Below are 18,353 nucleotides of genomic sequence, written 5' to 3'. Positions count from 1 at the left end.
ATGATTATTCCGGGCGCGCCGTCGTTCCGGGGGTGCGCAGCAAAACGAGATCCTTGGGATTGACGAGGTTGAGCAGCGCCCTCGCCTCCTCGTCGAGCGTGTCGGCGTCGATCCGTTCGGGCGAGAGCAGCGCCACCTTGGCCTCCAGCGCCTCGCGCCGGGAGCGGATGTCGTCGCGCTGCGCCGTGAGGTCGGCGAGCTCCTGCTCGAAGTGGCGTCGGGCCAGAAGCCCGTACTGCCCGTTATAGCCCTGGAAGGCGAAATAGCCGATCAGCGCCGCCGCCCCGAGATGCAGGGTGACGGTCTGGAAGAAGGAGCGCCAGCGGGTGCGAATGATCATGAGCGGAGCCTAGCCGCGCGCGGGTTGAGGCTCCGTTAACTCTGCGGGCAAAAAGCGACGCGCGCATGTCGCCCTCCCCGCTCCTCGCTTCGGCACGCCGAAAAAGAAACGATCCCGGAGGGGATGCCCGCCGGGACCGTTTATGTGGTCGGCTAATGGATGCCGGCGACGCCTGAGAGGCGGGCGCCGCGGCGGGAGCCTTCGCGACTCAGCCCAGCGCCTTCAGCGCCGCGCGGCCGGCATAGAGCGCCTGCGGCCCGAGTTCCTGCTCGATGCGCAGGAGCTGGTTGTACTTGGCGGTGCGGTCGGAGCGGGCCAGCGAGCCGGTCTTGATCTGCCCGCAATTGGTCGCGACGGCGAGGTCGGCGATGGTCGAATCCTCGGTCTCGCCCGAGCGATGCGACATCACCGCCGTGTAGCCGGCCTTGTGGGCCATCTCGACCGCGTTCAGCGTCTCGGTCAGCGAGCCGATCTGGTTCACCTTGACCAGGATCGAGTTGCCGACGCCCTGCTTGATGCCGGCCGACAGGCGCGTGACGTTGGTCACGAACAGGTCGTCGCCCACGAGCTGGCACTTGGAGCCGATGGCATCGGTGAGCAGCTTCCAGCCCTCCCAGTCGTCCTCGGACATGGCGTCCTCGACGGTGACGATGGGGTAGCGCGCCACGAGGTCGGCGAGGTAGGCAACCTGGGCCTCGACGTCGCGGACGGTGCCCTCGCCCTCATAGTCGTACTTGCCGTTCTTGAAGAACTCGGTCGCGGCGCAGTCGAGGCCGATGCACACGTCCTCGCCCGGGGTGTAGCCGGCCGATTCGATCGCCTTCATCACGAAGCCCAGCGCCGCGTCGGCGGACGGCAGGTTCGGCGCGAAGCCGCCCTCGTCGCCGACATTGGTGTTGTGCCCGGCGTCTTTGAGGGCCTTCTTCAGCGTGTGGAAGATCTCCGAGCCGGTGCGCAGCGCTTCGGCGAAGGTCGGCGCGCCGACCGGCAGGATCATGAATTCCTGGAAATCGATCGGGTTGTCGGCATGAGCGCCGCCATTGACGATGTTCATCATCGGCACCGGCAGGGTGCGGGCATTGGTGCCGCCGATATAGCGGTAGAGCGGCAGGTCGCGCGCCGCCGCGGCCGCCTTGGCCAGCGCCAGCGAGACGCCGAGAATGGCGTTGGCGCCGAGCCGCGCCTTGTTGGGTGTGCCGTCGAGATCGATCAGGATCTGGTCGATCGCCACCTGGTCCTCGGCATCCATGCCGCCGATGGCGTCGAAGATCTCGCCATTGACCGCGTCGACCGCCTTGGTCACGCCCTTGCCGAGATAGCGCTCCTTGTCGCCGTCCCGAAGCTCCACGGCCTCGTGCGCGCCGGTCGAGGCGCCCGAGGGAACGGCGGCGCGACCCTTAGAGCCATCCTCTAGCACCACGTCGACCTCGACGGTCGGGTTGCCGCGGCTGTCCAGAATCTCACGCCCAACGATATCGACTATGGCGGTCATGCGCTTCCCCAGTTCCTCGCTCGCCCACGGAGGGTTCGTGGGCGCTTCTACTCGACCCGTGTGACATGCGAAAGGGGTGCCACGATGACAGCGCCCTGCCGCCCTCCGCCTCGCGTTGCGGCAGGCGGGGCCGTGCCCGTCCCCTCCCCGACGCTCATTGCGCGCTGGTCCCCTACGTCGCCGGGAACGCCGTTCCCTTCAGCGGCGGCTCAAAGCACTTGACGCAATTGCGGCCCGCTTCCTTGGCGAGGTAGAGCGCGGCGTCCGCTTCCTTCACGAGCTGGCTCGCGGTCGCCACATGGGCGTGGGAGGACGCGACGCCGATGCTCACCGTGCAGGCCTGGGAGAGCGAGGTCATGTGCCCGGTCTCCTCCTCGACCGCCTGGCAGATCTCGGAGGCGAGCTTGCACGCGCCCTCGGCCGGCGTATCGGGCAGGATCATCGCGAATTCCTCGCCGCCATAGCGCACGGCGAGGTCGCCCGCGCGGCGGGCATGACGCGCCAGCACGTCGCCGATTTTCTTGAGCACGCGGTCGCCGATGGTGTGGCCATGGCGGTCGTTGACCTGCTTGAAGTGGTCGGAATCGACCAGCAGCAGCGAGAGCTCCTTGTGGGTCCGCCGCGTGCGCCGCCATTCCCGCTCCAGGCTCTCGTCGAAGACGCGCCGGTTGGCGAGCTCGGTCAGCGGATCGGTGCGCGCCAGCTTCGCCAGCTCGTTCTCGACCCGCTCCCGCCGCGCCAGCTCCCGCTGCAACCGGATCGCGACGACGAGGGCGAGGAAACAGAGGGTCAAGGTGAAGGCGACGGTCATGTAGAGCCGGAACCACCATCCGGAGAGGATGTCGTTCCAGGCGAGTCCGACCGCCATGAAGAGATCGGTGCCCGGGATCTGGGAGAAATTATAGAGCCGCTCGGTGCCGTCGGTGACAGCTACCGCGGTGAGCGTGCCCGATTTCTCCCGGACCATTTGCGCGAAGGTGGGGCTGCTCGACAGGTCGATGTCGGTGTCACCCGTGCCGTCCATCGACGGCTGGCGCATCAGTACGCGGCCGGCGGCATTGAACAGGGTGATGGAGCCGCGCTGGCCCGGATCGAGGCTGCTGAACAGGTCCCGGATCGAGTTCAGGCGGATGGCGATGAGGACGATCCCCCCGAACGAGCCGTCGGGATTCGAGATGCGGCGACTGATGCCGATGCTCGGGTCGTTGTTGCGCAGGCGGCTGCGGAAGGGCTGGCTGATATAGAGCCCGGCATCCCTCGGCTTCTGCGCCAGGAAATAGTCGCGGTCGGCGAAATTGCCCAGCCGCGGCTGCGGCGACAGCGGGTCGAGCACGATGTTGCCGTTGCTGTCGAGCACCAGCAGCGAGCCGATGAAGCTGATCTTCGACGCCAGATTGGCCAGCAGCGCGTTCTTGTCGGCGGCCGGCATGGAGGAGAAGCGCGGGTCCTGCACCAGATCGACGCTCATTTCGAGCGCCAGGTCCCAGACCCTGAGCCGGCTGGCGATGTAGCTCTCGCTCGCCTGCAACAGGCCGAGGCCCTCGCGCTCGGCGCGGTACTCGGCGTCGCGATAGGCCATGCGGACCGTCTCGACCATGACCGCGACCACCGAAAGGGAGGCGACGGCCACCAGCACGGTGATGATGGTGCCGATGCGCCCGCGCGGCATCGGCCTGAAACGCCTGCTGATCGAATACCCGTCCACCCTGCCGCTCGCTTCGTTGGTTAACAAAAGCTTGCGGCAGGGAACCTAGCACCCTTCGCTCGCACTTGTGACCCGATCATCTCGCACGCGACCTATGCGTCAGCATGAAATTCACCCGGATGCAGAATGGATTACCTTTCTCGTCGCGAGGCCGCGCCGTAGACGGCCGGCCTCGGCGCCGGAATCGAGCCGGGCGCGGGGAAAGACATCATCGGCCTTGGCTATGAGACGACCGTGCTCACGTGTGCGCGATCACCGGCGAGGGAGGACGATCACGGTCGCCGACATGCCGGCGGCGAGCTCGACGCCGGGCGGCAGCGGGCCGAGCTTGATGCGGACCGGAATGCGCTGGGCGAGCCGGATCCAGTCGAATTCCGGGTTCACATTGGCGAGCAGGCCGCTCTGGTCGGTGGTGTTGGCGATGGCGCGGCTGAGCCCCTCCACCACGCCGTCGATCACCACCCCGCCGGCCATCAGCTCGACCCGCGCGGGATCGCCGTCGCGGATCGCCGGCAGCTTGGTCTCCATGAAATAGGCGTAGACGTAGAAGGAGTTGCGATCGACCAGCGCCATCGCGCCCTTGCCGACCGTGGTGTAGTTGCCGACGAAGACGTTGAGATTGGTGACGTAGCCCTCGACCGGCGCGCGAACCTCGCTGCGGGTCAGGTTGAGCTCGGCCGTGTCGAGCGCCGCCTGCGCGGCCTGCAGCTCGGCTTCGGCCTCGGCCGCCGAGACCGAGGTTCGCTCGACCGTCTGCACCGAGATCGCCTCGCTGTCGTCGCGGACGAGGCTCGTGTCGCGATTGGCGGTGTCCTGCGCGTATTTCAGCGCCTGCACCTTCAGCGCCACCTGCGCCCTCGCCTGCTCGGCCGCGACCTTGAAGCGCTGCTGGTCGATGACGAACAGCACGTCGCCCTTGTGGACGAGCTGGTTGTCGGAAACGTTGACGGCGCTCACCAGCCCGGACACGTCCGGGGCGATCTCGATCACGTTGGCCAGCACCCGCGCGTCGCGGGTCCAGGGCGAGAGCGTGTAGTAGATCCAGAGCTGCCAGCCGATCGCCAGTGCGGCCGCGACCGCGACGCAGGTGATGCCGACGCGAAGGAGGGCGCCGCCCCGGTTCATCCCTGTCCTCCCGCTAGAATCGGCAAGGCGAGCAGGAGCACGCCGAGCACGATGACGTAGAATGCCGTGTCGAACAGCGGCCGGTGCCAGACGAGGCGGTAGAAGCCCGCCAGTCCCAGCAGCCAGCGCAGTACGAAGAACGGCAGCAGCGCGGCAAGCCCCCACATCAGCAGCGGCGGCAGGTAGAAGCCGAACGCCTCGGGCGCGTGGAAGACGATCTGCGGCGCGAACAGCACGGCTCATTCCTCCGTGAGCGAACGGGTGAGGAAGGGTCGGTCGATGTCGAAGCGGTCCGAGATGAAGCGCAGCGACGCGCCGGCGCGCACCGTCAGCGCCGCGCCCGGCTCGCCCGGCCGAAGCGCCAGCCCGGCGAGATTGGTGCGCGCCGAGCGCACCTCGGCCTCGGCATCCGCGAGCCGCCCTGCCCGCGCCTCCCCCGCCTGCGGCAGGCTTTCCAGCATCCCGGCGAAGCGCGCCAGGAAGGTGGTGAGCAGCGCTGCCACCTCGGGCGGCAGGTCCGGGTCGCGGCGCAGGCGGTTGAGCCGGCCGAGTTCGAGAGCGGTCGAGGCGGCGCCGAGCGCACCGCGCAGGAAATCCTCGTCCGGCGTCCGGTCGAGCGACAGGCGCGGCAGCAGCTCCGCCAGCATGTCCAGGACCTGCCCAAGGATCCGCCGCTCGTGGCGCACCCCGCGCGCCGCTTCCGGCAGCAGCCGGCCGATCACTTTTCTCCAGAAGGCGGTGCGGGTCGCCGTCGAGGTGACCGGCACCAGGGCGAGAAAGCCGAGGCACGTCGCCATGCCGAGCACGAAGGCGAGGTTGGCGTTGAAGAAGGCGAGGTCGTCCGGCCGGAACACGTTGCCGGTGCCGAGTTGGGCGCCGATGAAGCCGGCCAGCATGACGCCGGGCCACATCAGCTGCGGTGTGCCGGCCATCAGCCCGCCGGGCAGGAGGAGAAGGACGAGGAACAGGGCGAGCGCCTCGAACCCCTCGATGCGTGGCAGCACCAGCACCATGGCGAAGTAGGAGATGACGAGGGCAAGCACGGTCCAGATCATCACCGGCAGGCCGAGCTTGCCGGGCCGGTCCTGGTTGACCGAGAAGAACAGCATCAGCCCGACGCCGGTCAGCGCGTTGAAGCCGTAGGTCCATTCGGTCGCGGCCCAGAAGAGGCTGGCGAGGACGATGGCGAGCACCGCCCGCAGGCCGATCAGCACCGCCTCGAGGCGCGCGGAGGCCGGCAATGTGTGCTGCGGGCGCCGCACCGAGGTCGGGCGGCGCGCACGCACGCTGGCCGCCTCGCTCACCATCACCATGGAGAGGCCGTGCAGAAGGTCCCCTGAGCGACGCAGGATGAGCAGCCCGTCGGCCAGCGGCTCGAACGGCACCGTGCCGGCCATCGCCTCCAGCCGCTGCGCGCCCGCCCCGAGCCCGGCCCGTGCGGCCAGCAATTCCCTGCGCACCGCGTGCAGGTCGGCGAAGGCATTGGGGTTCGCGGCGATGCGGTCGAGCGTCGCCGCCGTTGCCTCCATCGCCGGCTGCATTTGCGCAAGGACCGGCCCGGCGCCTTCGACGCGGAAATCGCCGATCCGCATGTAGAGCCCGCGCGCCACGGCGAGGACGCGCAGGAACTCGCGCACCGCGCGGCGCAGCAGCACGTCGTCGGCCCGCATCTCCGGCGCCTCGAACACCGTGTAGGAGCGCAGCGCATCGAAGCTGACGATCGCCTCCACCATCTGCCGGCGCAGCGCCGCGAAGGCGGCGAGCGAAGTGCCCGGGCGCAGCGCGGTCGCCCCGTAATGGGCGAGTTCGCTGACGAGCCGCGCCATCTGCTCGCGCAGCACGACGCCGGCATAGCGCGGCATCACCAGCACGGTCGCCGCTGTGGCGCAGGCGATGCCGATGATGATCTCGCCGGTGCGGTCGGCGGCGATCGACCAGGCGTTCATCGGATCGGTCGCGCCTTCCAGCGCCACCAGCAGCGTGGTGTAGCCCGACAGCAAGAAGCCATAGGAGGCGTAGTTGCGCAGCCGCGCGCCGGCATAGAAGCAGCCGCCGAGCCAGAGCGCGACGCAGCCCACCAGCGGCACCGCCGCCTCGGCGTAGAGCTTCAGGATCAGCAGCCCCACGAAGGCGCCGCCGACCGTGCCGACCACGCGATACGCACTCTTGGCGAGCGCGCCGCCCGCGGTCGGCTGGGCAAGGAGGTAGACGGTCAGGATCGCCCATTGGGGGTCCTGCATCTCGAGCTGGTAGGCGATGGCGAGGGCGGCGACGCCGGCGATCCCGATCCGCAGCGCGAAGCTGACATTGCGCCAGCCGAGGTCGACCGGAAAGGACGACAGGAGACGGGAGCGGGAGACGTTGGCCGCACTCATGGCGCCTCGCGGGCGATCCTAAGCTCGCGGCCGTCGGACTCCGGCCTCGCCGTGAGATTATCGCCGGTAGCGCCGTGCCGGCCAAGATGTATTCGCGCACGCCCTTCGCCGTAATGGCCCGGACGGAACCGCTCCCGCCCCTTGGGAAGGTCGGGTGGCGGTTTGCCAGGTTTCGCAGGTATAGTCGTGCCCGCTGCTCTACCGTGCGGCGGGTCGACATGAGGGCACATGGAATCGGCTTGGCGCACCGGCGCTCTCCCGGCGGGAGAGGCAGCCCTCGGCACTCCGCCTCCTCCTCCCGGTGACGGGGACATGTGCGGCGAGCATCCGCGCGAGGAGGGCCTGCGCTCGGTGGAGATCGAGGACGCCGCGCTCCAGGCGGCGCTGCAGCCGCGCTTCTCCATGCAGTGCTTCCAGCTCAGCCCCGGCCGGCGCGTCGCGCGCATGGACAGCCTCGGCCTGTCCGGGGCGCAGATCGTGCGCGAGACGCAATATGCGGCGGTCCAGAAGCTGGGAGCCACGCCGGCCGATTTGTGCACCGTCTCGCAATGCACGCCCGATCCGGCGTTCCGCTTCACCGACCGCTGCACAGGTGCGGAGGAAGCGATCTTCTTCATGCCGGAGAACACCGAGTTCGACCTGCGCGTGCCCGCCGGGGCGCGCACCTTCTATGTCGGCTTCAGCCAGCAGGCGTTCCAGCACGCGGCCTGCGCGCTCGATCCCGAGCGGTGGGAGGACGCGCCGCGCGCGCTGACGGCCCTGCCGGCCGCCCTCCCCGAGCTACGGCAGGCGGTGGACCTGTGGCTGGAGAGCGCCGAGGCGGACGACGGCGACCATCCCGATCCCCGCGTGCTGGACCGGCTCGTCTTCCAGTCCGTGGTGCAGGCCGTGGTGGTGGCGGCTAGGCAGGGCACCGCCTCTCCGCCGCCCCCCACCCGGGCGCGAGCTCTGCGAATCTGCCAGTCGGCGCGCGCCTTCGTCGAGGAGCGCATGGAGGGCGACGATCTTCCCACCCTCTCCGACATCTGCGCCGCGGTGGGCGTGTGCGAGCGCACGCTCCAATACGCGTTCCGCGAATATGTCGGCATCTCGCCCCTCGCCTATCTGCGGCTGTGCCGCCTCAGCCGCGCGCGGGCGATGCTGCTCGCCGCGACGCCGGAGGAGACCAGCGTCACGCAGGTGGCGATGCGGCTCGGCTTCCTGCATCTGGGCCGCTTCGCCGGCGATTACAAACAGATGTTCGAGGAGACGCCTTCCGCGACGCTCACCTCCTAATGAACGGAGCGACAAGGGAAATCGGCTGCTGCCGCCGCCGGCTTTGCGGTTTCCGGATAGTCGGCATTGCCTCACCTTCCTATTGAAAAGAGCGTGCGCGCCCTTTTTGCGCATCCTGGCAACAAACAACTGGGGGGTTGGCCATGTGCCGTGATTGTTCGATGGGTATGCTGGACCGGCGACGTCTGATCGCGGGCGGCCTCGCCCTCTCGCTGACGGGTGCCTTCATGTCCCGGGCTTCCGCCCAGACGGCGGCTCCCGCCGGCTCGCAGGACGCGCTGACGCGTCTCAAGGAAGGCAATGCGCGCTACGTCGCCAATGCGCCGATCAACACCGACCATTCGGTCGGCCGCTCCAAGCGCTCGCTCGGGCAGCAGCCCTTCGCCGCCATCGTCACCTGCTCGGATTCGCGCGTCGTTCCCGAGCTGATCTTCGACCAGGGGCCGGGCGAGCTGTTCATCGTCCGCGTCGCCGGCAACTTCATCAACGAGGACGGCCTCGCCAGCCTCGAATACGGCGCCGCCGTGCTCGGTATCGGCACGATCCTCGTGCTCGGCCATTCGTCCTGCGGCGCGGTCGACGCCACGATCAAGTCGATCAAGGACAGGACCCTGCCGCCCGGCCACCTGCCGAGCCTCGTCAACGCCATCCGGCCGGCGGTGTATGCCGCGATGGACGACAAGGCGGAGGATCTGCTCGCCGCCGCGACGGCGAAGAACGCGCAGCTGAACGCGGAGCGGGCGAGGACCGCGGCGCCGATCCTCTCGGATCTCCATAGCGCGGGCAAGCTGACGGCGGCGGCCGGCGTCTACGACATCTCCACCGGGCAGGTGACGTTCATGTAGACCCGCGCCCGGTTCCGCTTCCGGGAAATAGCAGCCCGGTGCCCGGGCCCTCGGGGGCTCGCAGACCTGGGCACCGGGCTTTCCGCGTCGGCGCCGCTCAGAAGCGGTAGCCGACGGCGAAGGTGACCGATGGCTGGAACTCGTCCTGCACGATCGGGCTGTCGGCGACGTCGCCCAGCAGGTAGCCGAGGCCGACCTGCCCGCGCACGACCCAGTGCTCGCTGACCGCGTAGGTGACGGCGAGGTCGAGATCGACGCGCTTGAACCCCGCGCCGATCGAATAGGCGGGGAGGCCCGAGCGCGCGGACTGTTCCGGCGTCACGCCGAAGAAGGTCTGCATGTAGTCCCCGTCGGCCCAGGTGGTCGACAGGCCGGCCGACAGGCGGAATCGGTCGATGGTCTGCGCGAAGTCGCCACCGAACGTGACCTCGATGCCGTCGCTGCCGCCGATGATCTGGCTGAACGAGGCGTAGAAGTCGAACGGGTCGGTGCCGAACTGCACCGTGCCGCCGACCACCGCGCCGACATCGATGTCGCCGAGGCCGCGCAGCTTGTCGGAATCGTCCTCCTTGCGCCCGCGGTCGTAGCCGACCTGGCCGCTGAAGCGCAGATTGCCGAGCTCGTACAGGCTTATCGAGACCGCGCGCGGATCGACCTTCACCCACTCGCCGAAGCTGGCGGCGAAGAACGGGATCGGCTGCACGTCGAGCTCGTTCGAGCCTTCATATTTCGGCGCGATCATCGCCCCGCCGCCGAGGATGACCTTCCACTCCGCCAGCCGCTGGTTGGCGAAGGTGAGCTGCTCGTTCACCGTGGAGCGCAGATCGGCGCTGGCGGTGTCGAAGTCCCAGCCGCTCATAGGCTCGGCGGTTTCGCGCCGGGCCGTTTCGGGCGGCGCAGCCTCGTCGGCTCTCGCCGGCCTCGGGGTAAGCGACAGGATCGCGATCATCATGGCAGGGACGATCGAGGACGGCCTGATGCAGGTCAGGTCGGCGTTTCTCATGCAGCGGCTCTTCGTGAGTGAAAACGCAGGTCTTGCGGACCGCCGCACAATTCCCGCCGCACCCGACTGCCTCCAGCCCGGTTTCGCAATTGCGCCAAACTCTTCGTCAACGGTGCCCCGACACAGGAATCGGGACCGTTCACGATGCGTGAATTCGCCAGTTTCCACCCCGCCGTCCGGCTGCCGCGCTGGACAGCGGAGGTGGGGTTCGCCCTCGCCCTCGGCCCGGCCTTCGCCTGGGTCGGTCCGTTCGGCACCGATGACGAGCCCTTTCTCTCCGGGCTGCTGTACTGGAGCGGGATGCTGGCGAGCTGGTTCGTCGTGATGGCGATCACCGAGGAACTGCTCGGCAATGCGGGCCTGTTCGCGGAGGCACGCCCGGTGGCGAAGCGGGCGGCGATCATCGCCCTCGCCGCCTTCCCGATGCTCCTTATCGTCGCGCCGGCGACCTACCTGTTCACCGGATGGCAGGTGACCCTTCTCGAACTCGGCGAGAAATACGTGCAGATCGTCCTCGTCGGCTCCGGCGTGTGGCTGATCGCCCGCGCCGCTCTCGCCCGCGCGCCCGAAACCGTCTCGGACTGTCCGCCCGTCCAAAGGGGAACGGCGGGCGCGCTGCCGGCCGCTATCGTGCCGAACGTGCCTCCCGCAGCGCCGCAACTTGTGGAGAGCCGCCTCGTCCAGCGCCTTGCGCCGGGACTGCGCGGCCGGCTGATCTGCCTCGAGATGGAAGACCACTATGTGCGCGTGCACACTGAGCGCGGCTCGGCGCTCCTGCTGCTGCGCCTGAGCGACGCGATGGCCGAGACCGCGCCCACGGCCGGGCGACAGGTGCATCGTTCCTGGTGGGTGGCGGACGACGCGGTGGATAGCTTCGTTCGCACCGGGCGCACCGGGACGCTCCGCCTCAGCAACGGCCTGTCGACGCCGGTCTCCCAGCGGCACCTGAAGTCGGTCGAGACGCTGGCGTCTAGCCGTCCGGCGGCCCGCTAGGCCGCGAAAGCCCGCCGCCCTAGGGGGCGAGGAATCGCTCAGGAAGCGCGCCCGGCCTGCACGGCAAACGGCGTGTCGGGATAGATGCGGAAGGCGTCGATGGCGTCCGGCAGCGTCTCAACGGGCCCGCACCACACCATATTGACGTAATAGCCCGCCAGCGCCTCGTAGAGCGGGGCGCCCTCCCCGTCCACGGCGCCGGTCGGCCGGTAGAGCGTGCCGATATCGTCCATCCGCCAATAGGTGCCGACATAAACGCCTTCCGGCTGGAGCCGCTCGACTCTCTCCCCGCCCGCGAGTGCCGCGCCCATGGCCAGCGCGGCGGCACGATCGGGAAAGTGGAGATAGATGGCATTCTGCTGCATGAGGCACCGCGCTCCGAGGAGGAAGGCCGAGCGAGCGAGGCGAAAGAACCCGCACCGCCTGCCCAGCGTAACCGCTCACGTCGTAAGGATTATATTACCTCTACATGAAGTCGACAATATTTCGAATTTCATTATTTATTTATTTGTCGAATTCAACACTGCACATTCCTGCGGCGCGTACAGATCTATGCGCGATAATTACTACATAGATCGCCGAGGTTAGTGCGACTCTGGCAGATAACGACGATAGAACACGACCGGCAATGCAGGTGTCAACTCACATCTTCAGGGAACAGCGCGCTGGGGTTGCCACAGCGACAGGCCGACTGTGATGCAGCGTTGACAACCGCTGATAGAAATTCCGAGACCGCAATTTGTTCCGGCGGCCCGCATGGTCGTGGTCGGCGAGGTCAAATATTTGCGCCGTGATCGCGTGTCTTGGCTCTTCGCGGCCGGCGCCTGCTGTGGCGAGCGTCGGCCACCCGGCCGCGACGGCACATATCGAGCGGGCCCTGCCCGCGCGGGACTGAAGCGAAGCGCAATGGCTCGCGCTCCAATCCATCAATGCTTTAAGAGCGCCGCGTTGGCCGCGCGGCGGCCCCGTGCGAAAATCTGCCATCAAAATATCCTCCCCGGGGGGATCGACATAACCCCCTAGGGGGGATAGGAGTCCATCATGAGCGAGCATCCGCATGTCCACGCGAGCCACCCGCAGATCGTGAAGCGCCTCAAGCGTTCTCACGGCCACCTGCGCACGGTGATCGAGATGCTGGAGTCCGGTCGGACGTGCCTCGACATCGCCCAGCAGCTCCACGCCGTGGAGAAGGCGATCAGTCAGGCCAAGAAGACCCTTATCCAGGACCATCTCGATCATTGTCTCGATGAAGTCCTGGCGCCTTTGGAGCGGGATGAGCGGCGCTCGATCGACGATTTCAAGGAAATCATCAAATATCTCTGAGGTCCCATGCCCACATTCGCCGAGCTGATCCAGCAAAGTACCACCCACGCGTGGCTCTTCATTCCCAGCGCCATCTTGCTCGGCGCGCTCCATGGGCTGGAGCCCGGGCATTCCAAGACGATGATGGCGGCCTTCATCGTCGCCGTCCGCGGGACCGTGAGCCAGGCCGTTCTCCTCGGCCTCGCCGCCACGGCATCGCACACGCTGATCGTCTGGATCATCGCGCTCGGCGGCATGTATCTCTGGCGGGGGATCGCCCCTGAAACCTTCGAGCCATATCTGCAGCTCGTCTCGGCCTTCGTCATCGTTGCCATGGCGGCATGGATGCTCTGGCGGACCTACGAGGACCAGCAGCGCGCGAAGCTGGCGATGGGGCACGATCACGGTCACAGCCATGGGCACGATCACAGCCATGGGCACGATCATGGCGATCATGATCACGGCGGCCACGATCAAGGGCACGGCGCGTCGGATGTGCGGATGATCGACACCGGCCATGGGCTCCACAAGCTGGAACTGCACGATCATGGGCACGGCGACGCCCACTGGCGCTTCAGCCCCGAGCGCGGCAAGCCGTGGACGGCGGGCGAGGTGAAGCTCACCATCGAGCGTCCGGACGGCCGCAGCCAGAGCTTCGCCTTCGCCGAGCGCGGCAGCTACATCGAGAGCGTGGAGGCGATTCCCGAGCCGTTCGACTTCATGGTTCGCCTGGCGCTCGGGCACGGCAATCATTCGCATGACTTCGATGTGTCGTTCCTCAAGAGCTCGGAGGGGCACGACCATCTGCACGAGGAACTGCGCGGCCTCGAGGTCGGAACGGACAGCTATCAGGATGCGCACGAGCTGGCGCATGCCAACGACATCCGCAAGCGCTTCGCCGATCGCAACGTGACCACCTGGCAGATCGTTCTCTTCGGCCTGACCGGCGGGCTTATCCCCTGCCCGGCCGCCATCACGGTGCTGCTGCTCTGCCTGCAGCTGCGCGAGTTCACGCTGGGGTTCGGCCTCGTGCTCTGCTTCTCGATCGGCCTTGCCGTCACGCTCGTCGCGGTCGGTGCGGCGGCGGCGCTGAGCGTCCAGCATGCCAGCAAGCGGTGGAACTGGTTCTCCACGGCCGCCCGGCGGGCGCCCTATCTCTCCGGCGCGCTCCTCGTCGCCGTGGGCGTCTATGTCGGCTGGCATGGCTGGAGCGGCATTCAGGCCCTCCCGACGGCACCCGTCGCCTTGGTTGCGCCCACCGTCGCCGGCTGATCGGCGGGTTCGTCACGGTGGAGAAGGGGCTTGGCGACATCCAATCCGCGCCCTCGCGAAGGGGGCGTCGGCGTCAGAGGTCAAGATTATCTATGGTAGATTGGATCTTATCGAGCTTTTGTTCGAGCACGTACAAAATGCCAACAATGCCATGTATGCTGGCGACAAGGAACCATCCTAAAATCCCGTGGTCTCTCACGAGGTAGCAAAACAAGGCTGCGCTTACGATTAGTGTCCAGTTTAAGGATTTCAAACTCGCCATCTTATTTTCTCATCCCACTACACGAGCCGCCCCAGCCATATCCAGCATCGCTCGCCCGAAGCGACAGCCTACCGGCGCTTGGGTGTCCGCGCCGATGCTGAAAACGACGTCGAGGGGCCGAACAGTTCGGTGATCGTTATCTCTCGCTCCAACTCCTCTTCCGGAGTGAGCGGCGGCGAATCATACCGGCTGTCGGCGAAGTGGGACTTGAGAGATGCGCTGGATTTCTTCGGCTTCTTGAGTTGCAGGATGGTCGAGCCGCCGAGATATGTACCGCGTCTACGAGCCATGCTGCCCCCTTTCACTCTGAACCGCCGCCCTGCAAACGTTGACATGTCTAGCATCTCCCGCCCATCACGGGCAGAGAAGACGCACGAACTCATTTGGAGCGTGGAGGGGCGCCTACGGGATCGCGGCGGTGCGCCGCTCGGTGCCGCGCGGCGCTGGAAAACCGGCCCTATCGTTACCCCGATCACTACCCCGGGAGAGGAATAGGAGGGCTCGGGCAATATTCGGCCGTATATTATCTTTATTTATCATGAGATTACGTGGTGAGCCCGCTGGGACTCGAACCCAGGACCCCATGATTAAAAGTCACGTGCTCTACCGGCTGAGCTACGGGCTCTCCCACGTACCGGGGGATTAAGGGTTTCGCCCGCCGAAGGCAAGCCGCGCGCGAGGTTGTCCCATATGTCCGCCTCCCACGCGAAGATGGCGGCCGTCGACCGGGTTTCGATTGCGCGGATGCAATACCACTCTGTCGATCATATGGCTTTTGTGCCCGCCATGCCGGTCTTAGCTTGCACCGCGACATTCAGCGGATCGCCCTCGCGGTTCGCAGCGAGATGCAGGGAGTTGATCCGATGGCTAAAGTTCTCGTTCTCTACTATTCGACCTACGGCCACCTCGAGACCATGGCCGAGGCCGTCGCCGAGGGTGCCCGCGAGGCCGGCGCCGAGGTGGTGGTGAAGCGCGTGCCGGAGACCGTTCCGACGGAAGTGGCCCAGGCAAACCACTTCAAGCTCGACCAGAAGGCGCCCGTCGCCACCGTCGACGAGCTGAAGGACTACGACGCCATCATTTTCGGCGCGCCCACCCGCTTCGGCACCGTCGCCTCGCAGATGCGCAGCTTCATCGACCAGACCGGCGGCCTGTGGTTTTCCGGCGGGCTGGTCGGCAAGGTCGGCTCGGTGTTCACCGCCTCGGCGACCCAGCATGGCGGCCAGGAATCGACCATTCTCGGCTTCATCCCGACCCTGATGCATCACGGCATGGTGGTGGTCGGCCTGCCCTACGCCTTCCAGGGCCAGATGGGCGTCGACGAGATCAAGGGCGGCTCGCCCTACGGCGCCTCGACCATCGCCAATGCCGACGGCAGCCGCCAGCCTTCGGCGGTGGAGCTCGACGGCGCCCGTTATCAGGGCCGCCACGTCGCCACCATCGCCGGCAAGCTGCACGGCTGATCACGCCAGACCATCTAAACGTGAGCGGCCGGGTCCCAAGCCCGGCCGCTTTCGATTCGTGCCTTGGAGGGCGTGCCCTCAGCCGCGCGGGGGGATGTCGCCGCGCGCCCAGCCGTCCTTCACCTCGGCGCGATAGGCCTCGAACCGGCCCTCGCCGATCGCCGTGCGGATGCCCTTCATCAGGCTCTGGTAATAGGCGAGGTTCACCCAGGTCAGCAGCATCGCGCCCAGCATCTCGTCGCAGCGGGTGAGATGGTGGAGATAGGCCCGCGAATAGTCGCGCGCAGCCGGGCAGTCGCTCTCCTCGTCCAGCGGGCGCGGATCGTCGGCGTGGCGGGCGTTCTTCAGGTTGATCTTGCCGAAGCGGGTGAAGGCCTGCGCGTGCCGGCCGGCGCGGGTCGGCATAACGCAGTCAAACATGTCGACCCCGCGCGCCACGCTCTCGATGATGTCCTCAGGCGTGCCGACGCCCATCAGGTAGCGCGGCCGGTCCGCCGGCAGGATCGGGTTCACCACCTCCAGCATGGCGAGCATGACGGCCTGCGGCTCGCCGACGGCGAGGCCGCCGATGGAATAGCCGGGAAAGCCGATATCGACGAGCCCGCGCGCGGATTCCTCGCGCAGCGCCGCGTCGTCGCCGCCCTGCACGATGCCGAACAGCGCCCTGCCCTTCGGTTGGCGCTCGAACGCCTTCTTCGAACGCTCGGCCCAGCGCAGCGAGAGGTTCAGCGCGCGGGCGATCTCCTCGCGGCTGGCGGGAAGGCGCACGCATTCGTCGAGCTGCATCTGGATGTCCGAGCCGAGGAGGCCCTGGATCTCCACCGAGCGTTCGGGCGAGAGCTCGTGATAGCTGCCGTCGATATGCGAACGGAAGGTCACGCCCTTCTCGTTCATCTTCCGAAGCGCGGCCAGCGACATGATCTGGAAGCCGCCGGAATCGGTGAGGATCGGGTGCGGCCAGCGCATGAAGGCGTGTAGGCCGCCCAGCTCCGCCACCCGCTCGGCGGTCGGGCGCAGCATCAGGTGATAGGTGTTGCCGAGCACGATGTCGGCGCCCAGCTCGCGTACCTGCTCGGGATACATGCCCTTCACGGTCGCGGCGGTGCCGACCGGCATGAAGGCCGGCGTGTTGACAATGCCGCGCGGGGTGACGACCTCGCCGAGGCGCGCGGCCCCGTCGGTGGCCTTCAGGCGGTAGTGGAAGTCGATCGTGGACAGGTCGTTCATGGACGCGCTTGTGGCAGCAAAAGGCAGGCGTCGCCATAGGAATAGAAACGATAGCCGGCGCGGATAGCGTGCGCATAGGCCCGCTTCTGCGGCTCGTGGCCGATGAAGGCGGCGACCAGCATGACGAGGGTCGAGCGCGGCAGGTGGAAATTGGTCAGCATGCCGTCGATATAGCGGAAGCGGTAGCCGGGCGTGATGAAGATGTCTGTCTCGCCGCGCCAGGCCTGCAAGTCCCCCTCCGGCGTGGCGGCGCTTTCGATCAGCCGGGTCGCCGTAGTGCCGATGGTGACGACCCGCCCGCCGCGCGCCTTCACGGCGTTGAGCGCGGCCGCTGTCTCGGCCGAGACCTCGCCCCACTCCGCGTGCATGCGGTGGTCGACCGTGTCCTCCACCTTCACCGGCAGGAAGGTGCCCGCCCCGACATGCAGCGTCAGGCGGTGGGTGGCGATGCCGCGCGCCTCCAGCCGGGCGATCAGCTCGGGCGTGAAGTGCAGCCCCGCCGTCGGCGCGGCGACCGAGCCCTCATGGGCGGCGAACATGGTCTGGTAGTCGCTGCGGTCCTGCGCGTCGTCGGGGCGCCGCGTGGCGATGTAGGGCGGCAGCGGGATGTGGCCGATGGCGGCGATGGCGGCGTCGAGCTCGGCACCGCCAAGCCCGAAGCGCAGCGTGACCTCGCCGCCCTCGCCCTTCGCTTCCAGCGTGGCGGAAAGATGCCGCACGCCGGCCGGCGCGGAAAACTCGATCACGTCGCCGGGCGCGAGGCGCTTGCCCGGGCGCGCCAGCACCAGCCACGTATCGGCGGTGATGCGCTTGTGCAGCATCGCCTCGACATGCACGCCCTCGCCCTGCGAGGAGGTCCGCCGGCGGATGCCGTCGAGCCGGGCCGGCACGACGCGGGTGTCGTTCACCACCAGTGCGTCGCCGGGCGCCAGCACCTCCGGCAGGTCGCGCACATGCGCGTCCGTCAGCTCCGGCTCGGCGCCGGGGCGTATGACGAGCATCCGGGCCGCGTCGCGCGGCGAGACGGGGCGCAGGGCGATGCGCTCGGGCGGGAGCTCGAAATCGAAAAGATTGACATGCATGGGCTTCGGCGGCAGTGGCTGAACGCGAAAAAGGCGGGCGGACGCCACACGGCGCGCCGACCCGGAAACGACGATCCCGGAGCGCGCTCGCGCGCGTCCCCGGGACCAGTTCGGTCGAAACGGCGTCGATCAGGCGGAGACGGAGGCCTTCACGATCTTGTCGGGGTTCTGCACCGGCTCGCCGCGCTTGATCTTGTCGACGTTCTCCATGCCTTCGACGACTTCGCCCCACACCGTGTACTGGCCGTCGAGGAAGGAGGCGTCGGCGAAGCAGATGAAGAACTGGCTGTCGCCCGAATCCGGATTCTGAGCCCGCGCCATCGAGGCGGTGCCGCGCACGTGCTTGCCCTTGTTGAACTCGGCCTTGAGCTTCTTGCCCGAGCCGCCGGTGCCGTTGCCGAACTGGCCGTCGCCGGTCTGGGCCATGAAGCCCTCGATCACGCGGTGGAACGGCACATTGTCATAGAAGCCTTCGGTGGCGAGCTCGGCGATGCGGGCCACATGGTTCGGAGCAAGATCCGGGCGGAACTTGATCTTCACCGGTCCCTGCGTGGTCTCGAGCAGCAGGAAATTCGTGTTGTCGGACATGACT

The 18,353-nt window shown here is 67.6% G+C and carries 19 protein-coding genes and 1 tRNA gene; 7 read left to right on the top strand and 13 right to left on the bottom strand.

All coding sequences use genetic code 11. From position 1 onward, the window contains the following. Nucleotides 1-4: 4 nt before the first annotated feature. From NVS83_RS14215 to NVS83_RS14205, 3 genes are all read right to left on the bottom strand, one after another. The gene (locus NVS83_RS14215) at nucleotides 5-340 is read right to left on the bottom strand and encodes an FtsB family cell division protein (protein WP_258734111.1); all 336 of its coding nucleotides are present in this window, start codon (nucleotides 338-340) and stop codon (nucleotides 5-7) included. A gap of 208 nt (nucleotides 341-548) precedes the next feature. After that, a complete protein-coding gene (gene eno / locus NVS83_RS14210; RefSeq protein ID WP_258734112.1) occupies nucleotides 549-1,832 on the bottom strand; it encodes a phosphopyruvate hydratase in 1,284 nt (427 codons plus the stop codon). 172 nt (nucleotides 1,833-2,004) lie between these two features. Beyond that, nucleotides 2,005-3,429 (bottom strand): sensor domain-containing diguanylate cyclase, encoded by a 1,425-nt coding sequence (locus NVS83_RS14205; RefSeq protein WP_258739911.1) that lies wholly within the window; start codon nucleotides 3,427-3,429, stop codon nucleotides 2,005-2,007. On the opposite strand from NVS83_RS14205, the gene NVS83_RS14200 reads away from it, so the two are divergent. Next, a complete protein-coding gene (locus NVS83_RS14200) occupies nucleotides 3,428-3,586 on the top strand; it encodes a hypothetical protein (protein ID WP_258739910.1) in 159 nt (52 codons plus the stop codon). The two genes, NVS83_RS14205 and NVS83_RS14200, sit on opposite strands and share 2 nt — an antisense overlap. Nucleotides 3,587-3,789: 203 nt before the next feature. Here NVS83_RS14200 and NVS83_RS14195 read toward each other — a convergent pair whose 3' ends face one another. Genes NVS83_RS14195 through NVS83_RS14185 form a run of 3 tightly spaced genes read right to left on the bottom strand, consistent with a single transcriptional unit; the run spans nucleotide 3,790 to nucleotide 7,037 of the window. After that, nucleotides 3,790-4,662 (bottom strand): efflux RND transporter periplasmic adaptor subunit, encoded by an 873-nt coding sequence (locus NVS83_RS14195; RefSeq protein WP_258739909.1) that lies wholly within the window; start codon nucleotides 4,660-4,662, stop codon nucleotides 3,790-3,792. Beyond that, entirely contained in the window at nucleotides 4,659-4,898 is a 240-nt protein-coding gene (locus tag NVS83_RS14190) for a DUF1656 domain-containing protein (RefSeq protein WP_374115066.1), read from the bottom strand. The genes NVS83_RS14195 and NVS83_RS14190 overlap by 4 nt, the downstream gene beginning before the upstream one ends. A 3-nt stretch (nucleotides 4,899-4,901) precedes the next feature. Continuing rightward, nucleotides 4,902-7,037, bottom strand: a complete 2,136-nt coding sequence (locus NVS83_RS14185; RefSeq protein ID WP_258739908.1) for an FUSC family protein — start codon at nucleotides 7,035-7,037, stop codon at nucleotides 4,902-4,904. A 312-nt stretch (nucleotides 7,038-7,349) separates the two neighbouring features. Here NVS83_RS14185 and NVS83_RS14180 point away from each other — a divergent pair, with 312 nt between their 5' ends. Beyond that, complete coding sequence (locus tag NVS83_RS14180; protein ID WP_258739907.1) at nucleotides 7,350-8,312, top strand: AraC family transcriptional regulator; 963 nt, start codon at nucleotides 7,350-7,352, stop codon at nucleotides 8,310-8,312. 161 nt (nucleotides 8,313-8,473) lie between these two features. Continuing rightward, complete coding sequence (locus NVS83_RS14175) at nucleotides 8,474-9,157, top strand: carbonic anhydrase (protein WP_258739906.1); 684 nt, start codon at nucleotides 8,474-8,476, stop codon at nucleotides 9,155-9,157. Between the two features lie 97 nt (nucleotides 9,158-9,254). On the opposite strand, the gene NVS83_RS14170 is transcribed toward NVS83_RS14175, so the two are convergent. Beyond that, nucleotides 9,255-10,016 (bottom strand): MipA/OmpV family protein, encoded by a 762-nt coding sequence (locus NVS83_RS14170; protein WP_258739905.1) that lies wholly within the window; start codon nucleotides 10,014-10,016, stop codon nucleotides 9,255-9,257. A 288-nt stretch (nucleotides 10,017-10,304) separates the two neighbouring features. Here NVS83_RS14170 and NVS83_RS14165 point away from each other — a divergent pair, with 288 nt between their 5' ends. Continuing rightward, nucleotides 10,305-11,153, top strand: a complete 849-nt coding sequence (locus NVS83_RS14165; protein WP_258739904.1) for a LytTR family DNA-binding domain-containing protein — start codon at nucleotides 10,305-10,307, stop codon at nucleotides 11,151-11,153. Between the two features lie 38 nt (nucleotides 11,154-11,191). Here the strand turns inward: NVS83_RS14165 and NVS83_RS14160 are convergent, their stop codons facing one another. After that, the gene (locus tag NVS83_RS14160) at nucleotides 11,192-11,518 is read right to left on the bottom strand and encodes a hypothetical protein (protein WP_258739903.1); all 327 of its coding nucleotides are present in this window, start codon (nucleotides 11,516-11,518) and stop codon (nucleotides 11,192-11,194) included. A gap of 676 nt (nucleotides 11,519-12,194) precedes the next feature. Here NVS83_RS14160 and NVS83_RS14155 point away from each other — a divergent pair. Continuing rightward, nucleotides 12,195-12,476, top strand: a complete 282-nt coding sequence (locus tag NVS83_RS14155; RefSeq protein WP_258739902.1) for a metal-sensing transcriptional repressor — start codon at nucleotides 12,195-12,197, stop codon at nucleotides 12,474-12,476. 6 nt (nucleotides 12,477-12,482) lie between these two features. After that, a complete protein-coding gene (locus tag NVS83_RS14150; RefSeq protein ID WP_258739901.1) occupies nucleotides 12,483-13,727 on the top strand; it encodes a nickel/cobalt efflux transporter in 1,245 nt (414 codons plus the stop codon). A gap of 330 nt (nucleotides 13,728-14,057) precedes the next feature. Here NVS83_RS14150 and NVS83_RS14145 read toward each other — a convergent pair whose 3' ends face one another. Next, nucleotides 14,058-14,279, bottom strand: coding sequence for a hypothetical protein (locus NVS83_RS14145; protein WP_258739900.1), 222 nt, complete (start codon nucleotides 14,277-14,279; stop codon nucleotides 14,058-14,060). A 259-nt stretch (nucleotides 14,280-14,538) separates the two neighbouring features. Beyond that, nucleotides 14,539-14,614, bottom strand: a tRNA-Lys gene (locus NVS83_RS14140). Between the two features lie 238 nt (nucleotides 14,615-14,852). Here NVS83_RS14140 and wrbA point away from each other — a divergent pair. Further along, nucleotides 14,853-15,452, top strand: a complete 600-nt coding sequence (gene wrbA, locus NVS83_RS14135; RefSeq protein WP_258734124.1) for an NAD(P)H:quinone oxidoreductase — start codon at nucleotides 14,853-14,855, stop codon at nucleotides 15,450-15,452. Nucleotides 15,453-15,530: 78 nt separating this feature from the next. Here wrbA and tgt read toward each other — a convergent pair whose 3' ends face one another. The 3 genes from tgt to NVS83_RS14120 all read right to left on the bottom strand — a co-directional run bounded on the left by tgt (nucleotide 15,531) and on the right by NVS83_RS14120 (nucleotide 18,349). After that, nucleotides 15,531-16,679, bottom strand: a complete 1,149-nt coding sequence (gene tgt / locus NVS83_RS14130) for a tRNA guanosine(34) transglycosylase Tgt (protein ID WP_258739899.1) — start codon at nucleotides 16,677-16,679, stop codon at nucleotides 15,531-15,533. Continuing rightward, nucleotides 16,676-17,761 (bottom strand): tRNA preQ1(34) S-adenosylmethionine ribosyltransferase-isomerase QueA, encoded by a 1,086-nt coding sequence (queA, locus tag NVS83_RS14125; RefSeq protein WP_258739898.1) that lies wholly within the window; start codon nucleotides 17,759-17,761, stop codon nucleotides 16,676-16,678. Before queA ends, tgt begins: the two co-directional genes overlap by 4 nt. A 129-nt stretch (nucleotides 17,762-17,890) precedes the next feature. After that, the gene (locus NVS83_RS14120) at nucleotides 17,891-18,349 is read right to left on the bottom strand and encodes a peptidylprolyl isomerase (protein ID WP_258734127.1); all 459 of its coding nucleotides are present in this window, start codon (nucleotides 18,347-18,349) and stop codon (nucleotides 17,891-17,893) included. Between the last annotated feature and the right edge of the window lie 4 nt (nucleotides 18,350-18,353).

This window comes from Ancylobacter mangrovi, assembly GCF_024752335.1.
GTDB lineage: Bacteria > Pseudomonadota > Alphaproteobacteria > Rhizobiales > Xanthobacteraceae > Ancylobacter > Ancylobacter mangrovi.
This window is presented reverse-complemented; position numbering and strand designations above follow the sequence as displayed.